This is a genomic window from Bacillus cereus group sp. BfR-BA-01492, assembly GCF_022662815.1.
Lineage (GTDB): Bacteria > Bacillota > Bacilli > Bacillales > Bacillaceae_G > Bacillus_A > Bacillus_A cereus_BD.
On sequence record NZ_JAKUEH010000008.1, the window covers coordinates 59,759 to 79,708 of the forward strand.

Below are 19,950 nucleotides of genomic sequence, written 5' to 3' on the forward strand. Positions count from 1 at the left end.
AATAAAAAAATATCATGTATGCATTTTTTATAAGTAGTAATTTATTTCTTAAAAACCTATAAATGGAAGAAGGTGCACTGTAACGCTAATGATTGTAGTATGAATAAAGTCTTTAATATTTTTATAATATTTTTATAAACATTACTGCAATAAAATAATTTTTATAAAATTTTCAATAATAACACTTTACAAAATACAGAAAAATAGTAGAATAATAGTTAATAGAAATCTTCTGATAACTATAATATAAAGAAAAATAGAATTTTCAGAAATTTCTCAATCTAGAAACGTACAGGTAATTGAGGAGGGTACAGAAAGTGAAAAAGAGAAAAATAAAAAAACTAACAGCAGTTGTAGCACCGGTTTTAGCAATGAGCATGGCATTATCAGCATGTTCTACAGGTGGGGATAAGCAGGCAAGTACAAATTCTAAGGGAGATAGTAAATCAGGTGAGAAGTTAGCGGCAAAGCAAGTATTTAACCGTACAGAAAGACAAGAAATTCCAACGATGGATACTTCCAAATCAACTGATACAGTTGGTTCTCAAGTGTTAGGGAATACAATGGAAGGATTATATCGCCTTGATAAAGATAATAAGCCAATTCCAGCAGCAGCAGAATCTAGCACGAAAAGTGAAGATGGCAAAAAATATACATTTAAACTACGTAAAGAGGCAAAATGGTCAAATGGAGATCCAGTAACAGCGAAAGATTTCGTCTTTGCATGGCAACGATTATTAGATCCAAATACAGCTTCGGAGTATGCATTTATTGCGTATCCAATCAAAAATGCAGAAGCGATTAATAACGGACAAGCAGAAGTATCTACGCTAGGTGTAAAAGCAATTGATGACTATACACTTGAGGTAGAATTAGAAAGACCTGTGCCGTACTTTTTAAATTTAACAGCATTTCCATCTTATTATCCGTTAAATGAGAAATTTGTAAAAGAAAAAGGAGAGAAATTTGGATTAGAAGCTGACACAGTTTTATATAACGGACCATTCGTTATGTCTGAATGGAAGCATGAACAAGGCTGGAAGTTGAAGAAAAATGAAAAGTATTGGGATAAAAAAACAGTGAAGCTTGAAGAAATTAACTACAGTGTAGTGAAAGAACCAGCAACTTTAGTTAATTTATATGATAGTGGTCAAGTAGACTTTGCGATATTAAAGGGAGAATTTGTAGATAAATACCGAAACAAAAAAGATGAATTTGGTGTATATGAACAACCAAATACATTCTTCTTACGATTAAATGAAAAGCGTAATGGTCAAGATACACCGCTTAAAAATAAAAATTTACGTGAAGCAATTGCGCTTTCTGTCGATAAAAAAGATTTGGCAAACGTTCTTTTAAATGACGGTTCAAAAGCTGTCGATAGCCTTGTTCCCAAAGGATTAGCGAAAGGTTCAGATGGAAAAGATTTTACAGAATCATTTAAAAATGGTTTGAAACACAATACGAAAAAGGCAGCAACTGCATGGGAAAAAGCAAAGAAAGAGCTTGGAAAAGATGAGGTTACAATTGAGTTATTAAGCTATGATGATGGAAATGCGAGAAAAGTTGCTGATTATATAAAAGATCAAATTGAGAAAAATTTAAAAGGTGTAAAAATTAATATTAAAATTCAACCATTTAAACAAAAATTAAAATTAGAAACAGCGCAAGATTATGAAATCTCATATGCAGGATGGAGCCCAGACTATTCTGATCCAATGACATACTTAGATATGTTTGAAACAAACAGCTCTTACAATCAAATGAGCTATTCAAATCCGAAATATGATGAAATCATTAAACAAGGGAAAACAGAGTTAATGGCAGATGCGAAAAAACGTTGGGAAGAATTAGGGAAAGCTGAAAAGCTATTACTTGAAGAAGATGTTGCTCTTGTTCCGTTATACCAACGTGCTGATGCTTATGTAATGAAGCAAAATATAAAAGGTGTTGTTCATCATAACATTAGTCCAGAATTTAGCTTTAAGTGGGCTTACGTAACGGAATAAGATGAAATAATAATATAAAGTTGAAAAGCATTTTGAAAGTAGTATTACTACTTTCAAAATGCTTTTTTGAATAGACTTTCACTAAAAATAGTTTTTTATATTCAAATGATTAATGGCTATTAGATTACTACATGAATATGGAAGAAGAACAAAGAAGTTAGATAGTTATTTCGTACTTCCACTGGTTATGAGCGCTTATGAATCATGCGATAGCAGGGAGGATTGAAAAGAGGCTGTGGTAGAAATGAAAGAAATAGAAAAGAATAAGAAGGGTAGTGATCACATATAGTAGGTGATGGAATCGTGATGTTGTACAATTTGTAAAATATAACTAGAAAAATATAAATTTTAATTTTCTAAAAATTTTTAAAAATAACTTTACAAACAACGAAAAAGAAGTAGAATATTAATTAATAAGAATTTTCTGATAACGGATAGTTACAGAAGATTTCTCAAGGTTAGTATTTTACATATAATAGGGGAGGGTATAAAAATGAAGAAAAAGAAGATGAAAAAGTTAACAACAGTTGCAGCGCCGGTGTTGGCAGTGAGTATGGCGCTGGCTGCATGTTCTGGATCAGGGGATAAAGAAAAAGCGAATACAACACCGAAAAGTGATGAAAAATCTGGCGGGAAATTAGCGGCAAAGCAAGTGCTTAATTTAACAGAGCCACAAGAAATTCCTTCAATGGATTCTTCAAAGGCAACAGATCAAGTATCATTTCTCGTTATGAATAACGTAATGGAAGGATTGTATCGTTTAGGAAAAGATAATAAAGTAACTCCTGGTGTAGCAGAATCTTATAAGAAGAGCGATGATGGTAAAAAATATACATTTACATTAAATAAACATGCGAAATGGTCAAACGGAGACCCTGTTACTGCGAAAGATTTCGTATTTGCTTGGAAGCGTGCTGTAGACCCAAATACAGCTGCTGAATATGCATATATTATGTACGACTTAAAAAATGCAAAAGCAATTAATGAAGGAAAAGCACCACTTGATACGTTAGGGGTGAAAGCTGTAGATGATTATACATTAGAAGTAGAACTGGAAAACCCAATTCCGTATTTTGTTGAGTTAACATCATTTGGAACATTCTATCCACTTAACGAAAAATTTGTAAAGGAAAAAGGGGATAAATTTGGTTTAGAAGCGGATACAACGCTTTATAATGGACCATTTACACTGAGTGAATGGCAGCATGAGGAAGGATGGAAATTAAAGAAAAATGAGCAATATTGGGATAATAAAACGGTGAAATTAGAAGAAATTAACTTCAATGTCGTCAAAGAAACTGGTACACGTGTAAATTTATATGAAAGTGGCCAAATTGATCGCGCAGAAATTTCATCTGAATTTGTAGATAAATATAAATCAAGTCCAGATTTCTTGACAGAAGAAAGACCTTCAGTATTTTTCCTACGTTTAAATCAAAAACGTGGCGGACAAGATACAGTGTTTACAAATAAAGATTTGCGTTTAGCGATTGCGATGGCATACGATAAAAAAGGATTGGCCAATGTTATTTTAAATGATGGTTCTAAGCCAGCAGACTATTTCGTACCAAAAGAATTTGCGAAAAGTCCAGATGGTAAAGATTTCCGTAAAGAGAACGGAAATATTTTGAAAACAGATGTGAAAAAAGCGAAAGAACATTGGGAGAAAGCGAAAAAAGAGCTTGGAAAAGATAAGGTTACAGTAGAATTATTAAATTATGATACTGAATCGTCAAAAAAAATAGGTGAGTATTTAAAAGGGGAATTAGAGAAGAACTTACCAGGCTTAACAGTAAATTTAAAAAACCAGCCGTTTAAACAAAAACTAAAGTTAGAAACAGACCAAAATTATGAGTTATCATTTGGAGGCTGGGGACCTGACTATTTGGATCCAATGACATTTATTGATATGTTTATAACGAACGGAGCGCATAACCAATCAGGATACTCCAATCCAAAATATGATAAACTTGTAGAACAAGGAAAAGGCGAGTTACTAACAAAAACAAAAGAACGCTGGGACGGATTGCTGAAAGCTGAGAAAATTTTACTTGAAGATGCGGCAATTGCTCCGTTATTTCAAGAGGGTAAAGGAATTATCCAAAAACAAAAAGTAAAAGGAATTGTTCGCCATCCAGTTGGTGGAGATTATAGTTATAAATGGGCATATATTTCTGATGATAAATAAGAATGAGGGCACGATGATGTGCCCTTTTTTCTATGCACTTTTTTCTTTTGCTCGAATATATAAAATGAAAAAGGAAGAATCCCATGAAGCGAAACACTTATATTGATTTTTTAGCTTATTACGGAATTGGGAGTGCTCACCCTGGTGGATTTACACTGACAAAACAAGTATTAGCCCAAATATCACTTGGAATGCATGCGAACGTACTAGAGATCGGATGCGGAACAGGACGGACAGCAGCTTATATGAGCAAAGTGTATGGCTATCAGGTGACGGCGGTAGAAAATAATGAAATGATGATTCAAAAAGCGAGGGATAGATGGTTAGCTCAAGGGCTAAGTATAGACTTAATACAAGGAAAAGTGGAACAGTTACCATGTAAGGATGAGACTTTTGAACTTGTTCTTGGGGAATCCATTCTTGCGTTTACGAATAAGGAGCAGTCTATTCCGGAATGCTATCGCGTACTTCAGCACACGGGAAAGCTTGTTGTGATTGAAATGGTTCTAGAATCTCCTCTAGATAAAGAGGCTGAAACAACTATATTACAATTATATGGAATGAAGGAATTGTTAACGGAGACAGAGTGGATTCAGTTGTTTCAAAAAGCAAACTTTCAGCGCATGATCGTTGGCGGGGGTGGTACAATTGCAGAAACGGTTGCGAGTCAAATGGAACAACCGGAATGGAATGTATCGCAATGTATTCCAGAAGAACTTTATCATACGTGGGTGCAGCATGAACAGCTATTGCATAAATACCAACATATGTTAGGACATCGAGTCTTTATTTGTGAAAAATAAATATGTAAAAAAGTTGGCTATTCGATAGCCAACTTTTTTATAATTAAATGAAAAATAGCGCTGCTAAAGTAATGCCGAAAATGAATCCAAAAGCAAGCTCATATCCACCATATCCGTAGCCCCAGCCATCGTAACCAAACCCACAGTAATTACATTTACTTAATCCTCCGCAAAAATCGCAGCCTCCGTATGGATAAGCATTATAGTATCCGAACCCTGTATCAAAAGATGGACGATGAATAGGATCAATCCAAACAGAGTCTTGTGTCACATCTACGATTTTTCCTAAATGAATGTAGCCATCACGATCTTCAATTCGTACGACTTTCCCAAAGTAACATTGACATATATCATAGCACTTTTGTCTATGCACGTTCTTTCCTCCTTCTGTATTACAGTAATACGATATGTGAATAGGACAAGTGTGGCTTGTACGAACGCCTTGTATCTCATAATTGTGAAGGAAATGGGGAATATATGTAGGATAAATCGGTAAGGAGTGAATGAAATGAAAGCGACAGATCAATTTCAAATATTTGAGGTGCCTTGGGAGCGTTTTATTACTGCTCTCCGAGAAGAAATGAAGAAACAGGTGGGAGCGGATATTATCGATCAAGTTGTTTGCAATTTGAAAGATGGATTTGAAGTGTATACATATATACAAGGGGATTTAAAATTTGAATACAAAGAAGCACTTGAAAGAAAATTTGGTAGTGATGCAAAAACGCCAAATGTGTTAACGGTGTTGCTGTTAGCAAGTATGTATCAGACAGGTGAAGAAAATATTCGCTTACATGCAGACGATAAAGAGAACCCCGTTGTAGAAGTGTATGTGAAAAAATAAAAAACGTTATAAATAATGTATACGTTTCAACAAAAGGTAATCGAACTTTTGTGACGTTTTTTATGGGAAAAGTGGTCAGATCCTGCTTCTCGAAGCAGGATCTTTATGTAGAATATCTTTTTTGTTTATGGATGAAAGGGAAGCTTTTATCCTGCTATTTTAGGGAAGAAAGACTCCTTCTCAAGATTCAGAGAGAAGCAAGGAAGAAAGGTGGAAGCCTTACTGCCCGTAACAGCCTAATCAGGGAAGATGAAGAAAATCTCCGCGGATTAAAGTTTCATTTTACTTTTGTAATATTGTTTACATAATGATGTTATTGTAATGTTTATCTTGAAAATACAAGTCATATATCTTGTTTCTTTTCATAAATTTAAACATAGGAATTTGTCTACAAAGGTGGCGAAGCATCCATATGAAGATTCGAATCTGTGCCACATTCATTTTTATTCTATTATTATGTTTGATTCCTTTTTCAACTTGTGCAAAAGGAGAGGGGGCAAAGGAAAGGGTCGTTTCACTTGTATATGATGATTCTGGCAGCATGAGAAATAACGATCGCTGGAAGTATGCAAATTATGCTTTGCAAAGTTTAGTTGCATTATTAGATGAGAAAGATACATTTTCATATGTGCTCATGAGCCGTCCAGAAGAAGCATTTCAACTCGCGCTAACAAATGAAAAAAGACAAACAGAAATAAATCAAATCGGGGCTTGGAAACATTATTTGAATACACCGTTTCGGGCTGTGGAAACAGCAATGCAATCTATAAAAAAAGAAGCCGAAAGAGATGACAAACGTGAATTTTGGCTCATTGTATTAACAGATGGAGCTTTTAATGAATTAGAAAAAGAAAAGAATGGTGGAAAAGAATACATGACGCAGCAACTTAGGCAGTTTAAAAAAGAAATGGAAACGAAAAAAATATCTTTGCATCCGGTTTTAATCACGATGGAAGAAAACTTAGGACTGCAAGAACAGCAACAAATGAATCTATGGAAAGAAATGTGGCAGAAAGAAATAAACGGTATCATCATGCCATCAAGTGGTGAAGATGGGGTGATTCAAAGTGTCAATCAAGCTGCGGCTTTAGTTGCGAATCGGGATCCATTTTCTTCAGTCGAATCAATTGTGAAAACAAAAATAGAAGGGAATACAGTGGAGATTGCTACACCATTTCCATTGCGACGACTGACTTTGGTCAAACAATCTTCTCATGCCTCACAATATCAAATGAAAAAGCTTGAAAATCCATTAACCGTGCAAAGTTCTTTTTCTATTCATGCACCAGGAGAATCTCATTTATATGGTGAAATTGCACATATTCAAGCGGAAAATCAAGCTGTGATTAAGCCTGGAACATATAGGATAGAGCTCGACAGAGAAATTGGAAAAGAAGAGCTAAAAGCGCTTGTAGAACCAGCGCTCGATTATCAGCTTTCGATTTATGATAAGGAAGATAAAGAAAAGAAAGATACGGAAACAATGTATGAGGGAACGACCGCTATAATTGAAGCAAAGCCTACAGAATTACCTATTCAATCTTCTTATTTTCAAGCAGAAATAGAAATAGATGGTAAGTTGTATCCGATGAAATGGGATGATAAAAGAAATGTATTTTATTATGAAACAAAAGTTGAAAAACAATTTATTCGCGGAAAAGTTCATATGAATATAAAAGGATTTTATAGACAAACAAAAAAATTTCGTATTCAGCCTGAATCTAGACCGAAGTTATCATTACAAACTCTTACAAAAGACTATCAAGAAAAGGTAACAAATTTAACGAATAGTAAACCTTTTGTCATGCAGCCGCTGTTAAATGGGAAACCGATGACGGAAGCAGAAGTGAAAAGGTTATTATCGTCTACTCACATCACATCTAATCAATCGATTCACTATGAATTAACGCAGCATCGTAATCGAATCTATGTATACCCTCGTCCGTATTACTCCGATACATTTAATTTCACAGATACAGGTAACGTAAAGGCTACTATTACAATACGCGATTCAAAGTTGCAAAAAGTAGAGAAAACAATTTCTTTTTATATTCAAAATGCACCGTTTTGGGAACGGTATGCAGTCATTTTTCAATTTGTAATACCAGTTACTTTATTCCTTTTTATTGTCGGCATTTTTATTTTAGGCTGGATTGTCCGGCCGAGATTTCATCGGAAAGCAATGCTTTATTACGAATGGGATCAAGAGGTGGCAAAAGATTGGTTATATCAATCTGAGCCAGAGCTTTTAAGAAATAAATGGTGGAAACATTATTTTGGCATTCCATTTCGTGCAGAGCGCAAAACAATTCAATCCATTACATTTATTGCGAAAAAAGGATCGAAATCGATATTTGTAGCGAAGGACTCACAAGTAATTGGCATGATTATTGACGGCATGTTTATTGCGGAAGAAGAGGCTGGATATGAACATAAGACGTTATATCCAAATGAAATTGTTGTAATTGATAGAGGATATGGGAAAGAAATTTATCGATACGAGTGTGAATAGAGGGATTCAAAAACTATACTTCGCATACTTCTAGTAGACATGTCGCGCCCTGTTAGGGAGGGCTATTCCTTTTTTAGTTGATTGTATCTTTTCATCTTTTGAGCATGTACAAACAGGAAGGTGGTTTACATGACATTACAAGTTCCAACGATTTTAATTGGTTTAGGCGGAATCGGGAGTACTGTTACACATCAAATATATGAAAAGTTGCCAGAAGATCGTCGGAAAAGAGTTGCGATGCATGTATTTGATACGGATGTGAATACGTTAAGTAAGTTTGAACATATTCGAAAATTTAAGACACAAACGAGTTCAAGTAAAACACCAAGAGAATATATTGCAGGAGATCCGACGATTCCAGAATGGTTCCCGATGGATTCGACAATTTTGGATAAACCGTTAACAGAAGGTGCGGGGCAAATGCGCGTGATTTCACGTTTAGCTTTACGTGCTGCGATGAAAGAAGATAAATTAACAGCCTTTTGGCAAGAAATCGAAAATATTTTTCCTGTGACAAGCGATCAAACAGAATATGGCGTTCGCGTTATTATTGTCACATCCCTTGCTGGTGGAACTGGATCAGGGATGTTTTTACAAATTGCATTATACTTACGTGAAATGCTTCGGAAGAAATTGCAACATCATAACATTTTAATTCGAGGCGCCTTTTTAATGCCAGATGTGCTTGTGAAAACACGTACGGTTAGTGCGAAAGAATATGAAACGGTGCAAGCAAATGGATATGCTTCTTTAAAAGAACTGCATGCGATTACACTAGGTTCAACTGGCGAGCTATCAAAGCGTGGTGGTGTAACAATTGAACTTGAATATCGTCCCGATCAAGTAGATGAGGATGGAAGAACGAATCATACAATTAAGCAACATCATTTACCTTATAATTATTGCTTCTTATATGATTACGAAAACTTGCACGGGCATCATCTACACAATTTGACAGATTACATGGAGCAAATGACAAATACAATTTATTTACAACTATTTAGTCCAATGTCTACCAGTCACTTTGCACAAGAAGACAATCAAATTCAGCAATTAGCCGAGTCAAATGGTAAAGCACGTTATTGTGGGGCAGGCACGGCTAAGTTAATTTATCCATATGAACATGTATTGAAATATTGTGCTTTAAAATGGGCTGTGCAAGGTTTAGATGAATCATGGCTTCATTTAGATCAATTGTTTCAGGAGAAAAAGCAACGCTATGAACAAGATGTGCGCCGCGGTATGCAACGGGAAAAGCCTGAGCGCGGGAAAAGCTATTTAGAGGATTTAGAGCATTTGGCAACGCGTCCTGAGCAAGCGCATATTTTCTATAGACAAATGTATAATGAAACGCGTGAAGGAGCAGAAGGTGGAAAAGTTGGCGTTGCCAAGTCGAAACTGTTTTTAGAAGCGGTGGAAAGTTATGTGCAGCGTACAGTACAAAAGGATGAAGAACTTAATCGATTGCAACATGAATGCAAAATTTCAGCAGCAAAACTGAAAATTCCAGAGCAAATGAAAGGGGAAGTAGCCAGGGTAGACCATGCTGTTCGATTGTATGCATATGCAATACCAAGCCGCGTACATGAACATGTAACGACCTTGCTTTATGACATGATTGAATCAGATCGCTATGCACCTAGTGGTTCAGAAGGACAGTCGTATCAATTAAATACATGGTTTTTAAAGAAAACAGAGGCAGTTCATCCAGTGGCTGCTCGTTTTATGTTATATGAAATTCGAAAGCAGTTAATCGAAAAAATAAATCGCTTACATGAGAATAATGAACAAAAGCGAAATTTAATTCAAAATTACGATAAGAAGTTTAATGTGAGCAATATTGATGGGACGGTTACAGCGGTGCGCCGCGTTGAACTTGCACAGCAGCAAAGTTGGTTTGGAAAAATGTTTTACAATCAGCAGCGTATGTTTCGAAAAGAATTTGAAGATATCGTAACGCAATATGTGCATAAACTAAATGAATATCGTAAGGAAATGTTGCTAGAACTTGTATATCAGTCGCTCTACCAAACGATTCATAAGATGATTCAACATTGGGAGCGCTTCTTTGACAACTTACAAGAGACACGTGAAAATTTATTATTTGAAATTCAAAAGCGGAGTAAAGAATTTGAAGGAAAAACAAACCCGACAAATGTGTATGTATTAGCAGATGAACAGTTACAAGAAAAAATATGGAAAGATATGCAGCAACATTTAAATTTAGGCGTATTACCAAAAGATATATCGGCAGAAATATATATGAGTTTATATGGGGAATATTGCCGCGATATACAAGCGGAGGAAAGTCAATCACAAAAGGTCGAGGATTTTTACAGGGAACATATATTAACGTATTGTTATAAGGAACTTCAAGTGCGATATCGCGACAAGTTAGAACTCAATATTATTGAAGCGCTCCGCAAAGAGGCTGACTTTAAAAAACGAGATCGGAATGAATATGTAAGAGAGAAAATTGAAGATTTGTTCCATTTAGCAAGTCCGTTTATTCCAAAAGTAGCTCATCATCGAGAATTGCAATATTGGGGTGTTCATCCTTCCTTAAAGAAAGAATTACAAGAGGAGCTTTTGCAAGAATTATTTCAAGAAAAAGATACAGTGAACGAAGCTTTCTCCCCATTTGAAGTAATCTGTTACAGAGCGCATTATGGTTTGTCATTGCAAGATTTTCCAAAGTTATCGTCCGGTCATATCGCGAACGGTTTTCTGTATGATAAAGGAGACTATTTTCAATCGTATTATCGACGTGTCAATAAGTTGAATAGTAAAAAGTCAAATTTGACACCGCATTTAGATAAATATTGGCACTTACCAGCCTTTATGCCCGACTTAAATGCAACGCAAACGAAGCTAGATTATGATAAATGTAATCGCGCTTTACTGTATGCATATATATACCGGTGGATTAGCTTAGTTGCTGTGGACGGCCAATTTGTTTATCAATATAACGGTGTAGGGAGAAGTTTTTTAATACAGTCTATGGGGAAAAACATTCCAAGTGAAATTTATAAATTGCATCGCGCTCTGCTTCATAATCCGTTTATTTATGAAAATATTTTATCTCGTTTTGAAGAAGAGCAAGAAAAAGCGATATTGCAAGGAGGACACTTGTATACGCAAACATTTGTATTAGGTGCTCAAGATGTTAGATGGCTTCGTAAAGAGCATGTGCATAATATTTTAGATGTAATTTTAATGTATGACCGTGAGGCGAAATATGATCCAACGTTAGAAGAAACATCAGATGAATTATTGCGTTTACTTCTAGATGAAATCCTTTTATATTTTGAAAATTATTATGGAGCAGGAGCAGAAACTGTTGCGAAAAAAGAAGCAGAATTATTTGTGAAGCAGTTATGGGATCGCTCATATGCGAAAGGGTATGTGGATCCAAATAGTGCCCCTTATAAAAAATGGCAGCATATATTACGCGTGTTAGATGAGGAAGAAGAAACAAAAACGAATGTGTAGAAGGAAGATAGGGAATCCTTAATCATGCCGAGATTATTTTGAAAAGAGGGGTTTTAGGTGCCGTTTTTAGGAAGTGTGTATCAAATATTTGGGTTATATCCAGAGATTTATTATGGGATGGTTTCATCGGATATAAAAGAAGAAGTGAAGCAAGATGTCGAACAAGAAGAACAAGAACAGACGTATGAATGACCATGCAGGCTCGCCTGCATGGTTTTTTCATGATACAATAAAGCGAATTTTGAGAAGGAGAAAAAGGAATGAAGTGGATTTATTTTATCGTGATCAATATGATTGCATTTAGTATGATGGGATTAGATAAACGAAAGGCAAGAAAGAAAAAATGGCGCACGCCAGAAAGTACATTATTTTTAGTAGCAGCGGCTGGAGGGGCACTTGGAGCATGGTTTGGTATGTATGTTTTTCATCATAAAACACATAAGAACCAATTTGTACTTGGGATTCCACTGCTTGTTTTCATTACAATTGGCCTGTTTTTTGTTGTATGAAAAATGAGAATACAAAGTGTGTCGAAAAAAATGCAGTTTCAATATTGGAAAAATTCATATAAGGCAACGTATAATGGAGAGAAAAAGAGAAGAGGGGAAAAGGGAAGATGGAGAGTCAAAAAGCACTGCAAAGAAAAGGAATTATATATGCGGCTGGTGCTTATACGATGTGGGGAATCCTACCGATTTATTGGAAATGGGTAGAAGAAGTTCCTGCTGAGGAAATATTGGCACATCGCATCGTTTGGGCTTTTGTTTTTATGTTAATCGTTCTTGGTGTATCAAAGCGATTTGGTCAATTTATGAGTGAACTACTGAAACTTTTTACACGACCTAAATTGTTCATCTCATTAACAATTGCTTCTATTTTAATTAGTGGAAACTGGTTTGTGTACATATGGGCGGTTAATCATGATCATATTATTGAAGCCAGTCTTGGTTATTATATTAACCCGCTAGTAAGTATTTTACTTGGAACAGTTGTTTTAAAAGAGAAGCTAAATTTTTGGCAATATGTTGCTGTTGGGCTAGCTGGAGTAGGGGTAGTGATTTTAACGGTTCGATACGGCGAAATTCCATGGATTGCACTTTCGCTTGCATTTACATTTGGTTTATATGGTTTAACGAAAAAATTATTGAATTATGATGCAATGAATGGCTTGACGTTGGAAACAATGCTCGTTACACCGGTTGCTGCTATCTATTTATTTATGGTTGGAGCGCATGGATTCGGTTCGTTTGGATCGATTTCTGTAGCGGCAACATTACTTTTAATGGGAGCCGGAGCTGTTACAGCGTTGCCACTTTTTTACTTTGCTAAGGGAGCGCAAAGGATTCCACTATATATGATAGGATTTCTGCAATATATTGCACCAACAATCAATCTTATTTTAGGTATTTTTATTTTCCATGAGCATTTTACGCCTGCTCATATTATGGCATTTTCATTTATTTGGATTGCATTATTTATATTTTCTATCGCAAAAACAAAGTTTTTACTAAAAAAACAGCCTAAGTTTTTAAAAAATAAATCAGCAAAGTATCATAATGCGTAGTATTTTCTGCGCATTTTTTCTTTATACTTATAGTATGGAGTTTCCATTACAGTAAGTGGGGAGATGGAAATGTGGAAACAATTCTACATAATGAACCGCTTATGGCCGCTGTATTATCGTGGTTTTTAGCACAATTCACGAAAGTAATTTTTAAACTGGTTAAGACAAGAGAATTTGATTTTGCTCAATTCTTTGCTTCTGGCGGTATGCCAAGTTCTCATTCTTCAACAGTTACTGCCTTAGCAACAGGTGTTGGAATTGTGGAAGGGATATCGAGTGCCGTGTTTGCTGTCGCAGTGATTTTCGCCATTATTGTTATGTATGACGCTTCTGGAGTCAGGCTTGCCGTAAGTAAACAGGCGAAGATTTTAAATGATTTTTTTCATGGGAGACAGACGAATTATAAAAAATTAAATGAACTTGTCGGTCATACACCTTATCAAGTTGTTGTAGGTGCTATTTTAGGAATCGTTGTCGGAATTTGGTACTGTATGTAAGCAGAATGTGTATGTTACATGTTCTGCTTTTTTTGTTTTATACATAATTGTTATAAATTGTGAATATCGTGTATGGATTTCGAAAAGGCAGGTGAAGAGGGTGTTATTATACGGAAAAGTGTGTGAAGAAATAGAACGGAAAATCACTGCGCTTCATACAATGCAACAGCCAGATGGTGCATGGCGCTTTTGTTTTGAAGGATCGCCATTAACAGATTGTCATATGATTTTTTTACTTCGATTATTAGAAAAGGAAGAAGAAATAGAGCCGTTTGTAGCAAGGTTAATGTCTTTACAAACAAATGAAGGAACTTGGAAGTTATATGAAGATGACCGTGCTGGAAACGTATCTACTACGATTCAAGTATATGCGGCGTTACTTGCATCTGGCATGTATACGAAAGAAGACATCAATATGAAGCGTGCCGAAGTTTTTATTCAAGAAAGAGGAGGGATTGCACGTTCTCATTTTATGACGAAATTTTTATTAGCACTTCACGGAGGATATGAATATCCTAAAATGTTTTATTTTCCAACTCCTATTTTATTCTTACCTGAAGATTCCCCACTTAGCATATTTGAACTCAGTAGTTCTGCACGTATTCATCTTATGCCAATGATGATTTGTATGAACAAAAGATTTACTGTATCAAAAAACATACTTCCAAATTTAGATCATATTTCAGGAAACAGTAAGTCTGAATGGTTCCGGGAGGACCGCTCATCATTATTTGAAACGATTCTTGGAGAAGTGAAAAAATTTGTAACGTATCCTTTATCTCTTCATCATAAAGGGGACAAGGAAGTAGAGCGCTTTATGATCGAGAGGATTGACAGAAATGGTACATTATATAGCTATGCGAGCGCTACATTTTATATGATTTATGCACTTCTTGCGCTAGGACATCACATTCAATCTCCCCTTATTCAACAAGCAGTCGCAGGACTCCGAACATACAAATGGAATATGGAAGTGGGCATTCATTTACAAAACTCTCCATCTACCGTATGGGACACGGCTTTACTAAGCTATGCATTACAAGAAGCGAATGTAAATGAGAGCACACATATGATTCAAACAGCAACAGAATATATATTGCAAAGACAACAGCATGAAAAGAAAGACTGGAGTTTGCATGCACCTACACTTTCTCCTGGAGGATGGGGATTTTCAGATGTGAATACAACAATTCCAGACGTTGATGATACAACTGCTGCTTTAAGAGCGTTAGCACGAAGTCGAAAAAGAAATAGAAGAATAGAGGAGGCTTGGAAAAAAGGAGTGAACTGGGTTAAAGGATTACAAAATAAAGACGGAGGATGGGCTGCTTTTGAAAAGGGGGTAACAAATCGGTTTCTGACACATTTACCATTAGAAAATGCTGGTGATATGATGACAGATCCTTCTACTGCCGATATTACAGGGCGGGTTTTGGAGTTTTTTGGGACGTATGCTCCTCATGAATTACAAGATCATCAAAAGAACCGAGCGATTACATGGCTAATAAATGCGCAAGAGAACAATGGATCATGGTACGGAAAATGGGGGATCAGTTATATATATGGTACGTGGGCTGCTCTTACAGGATTGCGAGCTGTTGGAGTTGCGAATACACATCCAGCTTTAAAAAAGGCAATTATATGGTTAGAACGTATACAACATCGCGATGGAGGATGGGGAGAATCTTGCCGAAGTAGTATAGAAAAGAGATTTGTTCCGCTATCCTTTAGTACTCCTTCCCAGACTGCATGGGCGATTGATGCTCTTATTTCTTATTATGATGAAGAAACACCAGCCATTCGAAAAGGAATTTCTTATTTATTAGAGCGCGCTACGAGTCATCAAGAATATCCTACGGGAACAGGATTACCAAATGGATTTTATATTCGTTATCATAGTTATTCTTATATATATCCATTACTTACATTTGCACATTATATAAACAAATACCGAAAATAAACCGAGAGTATTTCTCGGTTTATTTTCGTGGGTAGTAGGTCCCAATTGAAAAGAATGAAAGATAGGATTTATTTTTTTGTCGATTGGCGTTTTTGGCGTGTATAGGCGGCTGCTGCACGCTCGTTTGCTTCTAGGTCATCATGGTCAGCTAGTTCACGAGAGAACTCAACATCAATACCATCAGAAACTTGTTTCTTATTTTCGTTTTGTTTGTTCATTTGACACAATCTCCTTGTGCATTATGCTATGTTTCGGTTTTAGTTTGACACAAACAGACTTTTTTATACAAAAAGGATTTGGAATTACTTGTAATGCTATTTGTCTAGGATTTATAAATACGATATGATGAAAACTATACCGGATAAAGTGAAGAACGGAATTCCAGTTGGTCGGATTAGAACCCTTCAATATATTGGAAATGCAGCTGCATGTTTAGCGTTAGATTATGCTCTCTATATTACAGAATGTTAGCGGTAGCTTGCATGTGTGAAATAACTTTTTATGTTTACATAACATGAAAGAGCCTAGCCGTATTTGGCTAGGCTCTTTCATTAGTTTAAGTTCACCCAAACGCTTTTTACTTCTGTATAGTTATCTAGTGCATATGATCCCATTTCACGGCCTAAACCAGATTGTTTATATCCACCGAATGGGGATGCTGCATCAAAGACATTATAACAGTTTACCCAAACGGTTCCTGCACGAACTTTACTTGCGATATAGTGTGCATTTTTAATATTTTCTGTCCAAACGCCAGCAGCTAAACCAAAGGAAGATTTATTTGCACGTTCAATTACTTCATCGATATCGTTAAACGGTAATGCTGAAATAACAGGACCGAAAATCTCCTCTTTTGCAATGGTCATTTCGTCATTTACGTCAGCAAACACAGTTGGGGCCACGAAATAGCCTTTATCGAATGGTTTATTGCCTCCGCAAAGCACCTCAGCGCCTTCTTCAATCCCTTTTTCAATGTAGCCCATAACCCGTTGTTGCTGCTCTTCAGAAACGAGAGGGCCGATTGTTGTTTCCGGATCTAACCCTGCACCTTGTGTTAAATTTTTTGAATAAAGGACAAGGTCAGCCATAACATTATCGTACATTTTTTTCGGGATAAATAAGCGCGATCCAGCGCAGCATACTTGTCCTTGGTTAAACATAACACCCGACAGTGCTGCAGGAATTGCGCGAGATAAATCAGCATCTGGTAAAATGATATTTGGTGATTTCCCGCCAAGCTCTAATGTTACGCGCTTTAACGTTTCAGAGGCTTGTCTCATAATCTGTTTACCAACAGGAGTTGACCCTGTAAATGCAATTTTATCAACGAAAGGATGATTTACAAGAGCTTGTCCAGCAGTTTCTCCAAATCCTGGAACGATGTTGACTACACCTTTTGGAAATCCAGCTTCTTCAAATAATTCGGCTAAATATAGAGCGGATAGAGGAGTCTGTTCAGCGGGCTTCAGTACAATTGTACAGCCTGTCGCCAGAGCAGCTCCCATTTTCCACATGGCCATAAGGAGAGGGAAATTCCATGGGATAATTTGTCCAACAACACCAACTGCTTCATGGCGTGTATAGTTAAAGTATTCGCCGGATACTGGGATGGTTTGTCCGACAATTTTTGTAGCCCAACCGGCATAATAACGCATATGCTCAATAGCAAGCGGAATATCTGCCGCTAATGTTTCACGGATCGGCTTACCGTTATCTAATGTTTCAAGCTGAGCTAACTCATTTTTATGTTCTTCCATTAAGTCTGCAAGTTTGTACATCAAGCGACTGCGCTCTGCGCCGCTCATACGTGACCAAGGCCCTTCATCAAAAGCTTGTCTTGCAGCCATTACAGCTTTATGAATATCTTCACGACCAGCTTCTGATACGATTGCAAGTGTCTCACCAGTTGCCGGGTTCGGTGTTTTAAATGTTTTTCCGGATACGCTTTCAACAAACGTTCCGTTCACGTATAACTTTTTTGTTCCTTGAAGAAACTGTTCAACCTTTTCATGAAGATTTACAGCTAATTGACTCATTGCATAACCCCCTTGAAAATATATTGTAAACGCAGTACGAGACAGCGTTTATCCCTGTAACAAGGTTGTAAAGAACAAGTTGAAAGACCTCTAATTTTAATCATAAATAATAAAGACTGAAAATTCAAATTTCATTTCTGTTACAATTGTAAAAAATATGTAATGAATACATGATTTTTACATCATGATACAAATTCTTGCTTGTTTTTACTTTCTAGTAGGAAAAATAGGAAAAAGAATGGTACAATTATACCTCGTGAGAGGAGGGAGACAATGAAACATGATCATGAAGATTCGCGTTTTCGGTTTGCTCATAAGGAAGCGTTAATCGGACTAGGTCTTGCTTGTATAAATTTCGTTATATGGTATGGGTTTGCTTATGGACTAGGTAGTAAAGATCCGAGTGAATATACATATATATTCGGTTTTCCAGCTTGGTTTTTTTATAGCTGTATCGTTGGATTTCTTATCATGGTTGTCCTGTTAAGTTTAGTTGTACGCTTTGTATTTCAAGATATTCCACTCGATGAGGAAGAAAAAAGTGAGGAATGATAGATGAATTGGTATGTAATAATTCCAATGATAATTTCTTTTATCATTGTATTTTTAATCGGTGTATATGCGTCACGGCGTGTACAAGCGACAGCACATCATAAATTTTTGCAAGAATACTTTCTTGGTGGACGTGAACTTGGCGGATTATTATTAGCAATGACAATGATTGCGACATATGGTAGTGCAAGCAGTTTTATTGGGGGGCCTGGTATTGCTTACAATATGGGACTTGGATGGGTACTACTATCTGCGATTCAAATAGTCACCGGCTATATTGTATTAACGGTTCTTGGTAAAAAATTTGCTATTATTGCGCGCAAAATGGAAGCCATTACACTGATCGATTATTTAAAAGGGCGATATAATCATAAAGGTGTTGTCATTTTATCGGCATTATGTATTATTATCTTTTTATTTTCTGCAACTGTAGCCCAGTGGGTTGGCGGCGGACGGTTAATAGAATCGTTAACAGGACTTTCCTATACAACATCTTTATTTTTGTTTACATTTTCTGTTCTTGTGTATGTTTTAATCGGTGGATTTCGAGCAGTTGCATTATCCGATACATTACTAGGAATCATTATGTTAGTGGGCACAACAATTATTTTAATTGCAACAGTAATTGCTGGGGGCGGAATTGAAAATATTATGCATGAACTTGTGCAAATAAATCCGAAGTTAATTACACCATTTGGAGCAGACGGCAGTTTAACGAAAACATATGTGACATCATTTTGGATTTTAATTGGGATTGGAGTAGTTGGGTTACCGCAAATTAGCGTACGTGCCATGTCTTATAAAAATTCAAAAGCGATGCATCAAGCATTAATCATTGGTACTGTTGTTGTAGGAACGATTATGATTGGCATGCATTTAACGGGTGTATTTGCTCGCGTTGTACTTCCAGGCATAGATGTGCCTGATAAGGTGATGCCACTTTTAGCAATGGAAGTATTGCCACCTTGGCTTGCAGGAATCTTTTTAGCAGCACCAATGGCGGCGATTATGTCTACGGTGAATTCGCTCTTATTACTTGTGAGTTCGTCTATCATTAAGGATATATACGTAAATTACATAAATGAAAAAGCTACAGATAAAGCGATTAAAACAGGGAGTCTATGGATTACAGGAATCGTTGGCTTATTTGTTTATACAGCAGCGATTAAGCCACCAGACTTCTTAATTTGGTTAAATTTATTTTCTTTTGGTGGTTTAGAAGCAGCGTTTATTTGGCCGATTGTTTTAGGATTATATTGGAGAAAAGGAAATGCGATTGGTGCTTTTACATCTATAATCGTTGGAGTAGGATCTTATATGATCATTCACCTTTGGTTCCCCAATCCATTCCAAATTCATACGGTAGTATTTCCAATTTGTTTTGCGCTAATAGCTTACATACTTGGCAGCATTATGACAATGAAAAAAGAATAATAAGAAAAACGCGGTGTTTACAAAAAACACTGCGTTTTTTTATGAGAAAATAAACTTTT

Annotated in this window: 16 protein-coding genes and 1 pseudogene; 14 read left to right on the forward strand and 3 right to left on the reverse strand. The window is 36.2% G+C overall.

The window, feature by feature from the left end; all coding sequences use genetic code 11:
* Positions 1–317: 317 nt before the first annotated feature.
* From MR063_RS11895 to MR063_RS11905, 3 genes are all read left to right on the forward strand, one after another.
* Positions 318–2,009, forward strand: coding sequence for a peptide ABC transporter substrate-binding protein (locus MR063_RS11895; RefSeq protein WP_242197941.1), 1,692 nt, complete (start codon positions 318–320; stop codon positions 2,007–2,009).
* Positions 2,010–2,502: 493 nt separating this feature from the next.
* The gene (locus tag MR063_RS11900) at positions 2,503–4,197 is read left to right on the forward strand and encodes a peptide ABC transporter substrate-binding protein (protein WP_242197942.1); all 1,695 of its coding nucleotides are present in this window, start codon (positions 2,503–2,505) and stop codon (positions 4,195–4,197) included.
* A gap of 83 nt (positions 4,198–4,280) precedes the next feature.
* Positions 4,281–5,000 (forward strand): class I SAM-dependent methyltransferase, encoded by a 720-nt coding sequence (locus tag MR063_RS11905; RefSeq protein ID WP_242197943.1) that lies wholly within the window; start codon positions 4,281–4,283, stop codon positions 4,998–5,000.
* A 43-nt stretch (positions 5,001–5,043) separates the two neighbouring features.
* Here MR063_RS11905 and MR063_RS11910 read toward each other — a convergent pair whose 3' ends face one another.
* Positions 5,044–5,373, reverse strand: a complete 330-nt coding sequence (locus tag MR063_RS11910) for a hypothetical protein (RefSeq protein WP_242197944.1) — start codon at positions 5,371–5,373, stop codon at positions 5,044–5,046.
* A 135-nt stretch (positions 5,374–5,508) separates the two neighbouring features.
* Here MR063_RS11910 and MR063_RS11915 point away from each other — a divergent pair, with 135 nt between their 5' ends.
* From MR063_RS11915 to shc, 8 genes are all read left to right on the forward strand, one after another.
* Positions 5,509–5,844: a hypothetical protein gene (locus MR063_RS11915; protein WP_242197945.1), complete on the forward strand. Its 336-nt coding sequence runs from the start codon at positions 5,509–5,511 to the stop codon at positions 5,842–5,844.
* A gap of 412 nt (positions 5,845–6,256) precedes the next feature.
* Complete coding sequence (locus MR063_RS11920) at positions 6,257–8,356, forward strand: vWA domain-containing protein (RefSeq protein WP_242197947.1); 2,100 nt, start codon at positions 6,257–6,259, stop codon at positions 8,354–8,356.
* A gap of 129 nt (positions 8,357–8,485) precedes the next feature.
* Positions 8,486–11,848 carry a tubulin-like doman-containing protein gene (locus MR063_RS11925; protein ID WP_242197949.1) on the forward strand — a complete coding sequence of 1,121 codons (3,363 nt, stop codon included), beginning with the start codon at positions 8,486–8,488 and terminating at the stop codon, positions 11,846–11,848.
* A gap of 57 nt (positions 11,849–11,905) precedes the next feature.
* Positions 11,906–12,040, forward strand: a complete 135-nt coding sequence (locus MR063_RS11930) for a phosphonate ABC transporter permease (RefSeq protein WP_242197951.1) — start codon at positions 11,906–11,908, stop codon at positions 12,038–12,040.
* 68 nt (positions 12,041–12,108) lie between these two features.
* A complete protein-coding gene (locus tag MR063_RS11935; protein ID WP_242197953.1) occupies positions 12,109–12,357 on the forward strand; it encodes a DUF1294 domain-containing protein in 249 nt (82 codons plus the stop codon).
* 107 nt (positions 12,358–12,464) lie between these two features.
* Positions 12,465–13,412 (forward strand): EamA family transporter RarD, encoded by a 948-nt coding sequence (rarD, locus tag MR063_RS11940; protein ID WP_242197955.1) that lies wholly within the window; start codon positions 12,465–12,467, stop codon positions 13,410–13,412.
* A 71-nt stretch (positions 13,413–13,483) separates the two neighbouring features.
* Positions 13,484–13,909 (forward strand): divergent PAP2 family protein, encoded by a 426-nt coding sequence (locus tag MR063_RS11945; protein WP_242143390.1) that lies wholly within the window; start codon positions 13,484–13,486, stop codon positions 13,907–13,909.
* Positions 13,910–14,009: 100 nt separating this feature from the next.
* Complete coding sequence (gene shc, locus MR063_RS11950) at positions 14,010–15,869, forward strand: squalene--hopene cyclase (RefSeq protein WP_242197957.1); 1,860 nt, start codon at positions 14,010–14,012, stop codon at positions 15,867–15,869.
* Positions 15,870–15,937: 68 nt separating this feature from the next.
* On the opposite strand, the gene MR063_RS11955 is transcribed toward shc, so the two are convergent.
* A complete protein-coding gene (locus MR063_RS11955; protein WP_242197959.1) occupies positions 15,938–16,087 on the reverse strand; it encodes a YfhD family protein in 150 nt (49 codons plus the stop codon).
* 44 nt (positions 16,088–16,131) lie between these two features.
* Between MR063_RS11955 and MR063_RS11960 the strand changes: the two are divergent.
* A pseudogene (locus MR063_RS11960) lies at positions 16,132–16,340 on the forward strand (SDR family oxidoreductase); the annotation flags it as partial.
* Between the two features lie 80 nt (positions 16,341–16,420).
* Here MR063_RS11960 and MR063_RS11965 read toward each other — a convergent pair.
* On the reverse strand, positions 16,421–17,905 hold the full coding sequence (locus MR063_RS11965) for an aldehyde dehydrogenase family protein (RefSeq protein WP_242143387.1): 1,485 nt from the start codon (positions 17,903–17,905) through the stop codon (positions 16,421–16,423).
* Positions 17,906–18,178: 273 nt separating this feature from the next.
* Here MR063_RS11965 and MR063_RS11970 point away from each other — a divergent pair, with 273 nt between their 5' ends.
* Together MR063_RS11970 and panF are read left to right on the forward strand one after the other, a co-directional pair.
* Complete coding sequence (locus MR063_RS11970) at positions 18,179–18,457, forward strand: YhdT family protein (RefSeq protein WP_242143386.1); 279 nt, start codon at positions 18,179–18,181, stop codon at positions 18,455–18,457.
* Between the two features lie 3 nt (positions 18,458–18,460).
* Entirely contained in the window at positions 18,461–19,891 is a 1,431-nt protein-coding gene (gene panF / locus MR063_RS11975; RefSeq protein WP_242197961.1) for a sodium/pantothenate symporter, read from the forward strand.
* Positions 19,892–19,950: the final 59 nt, after the last annotated feature.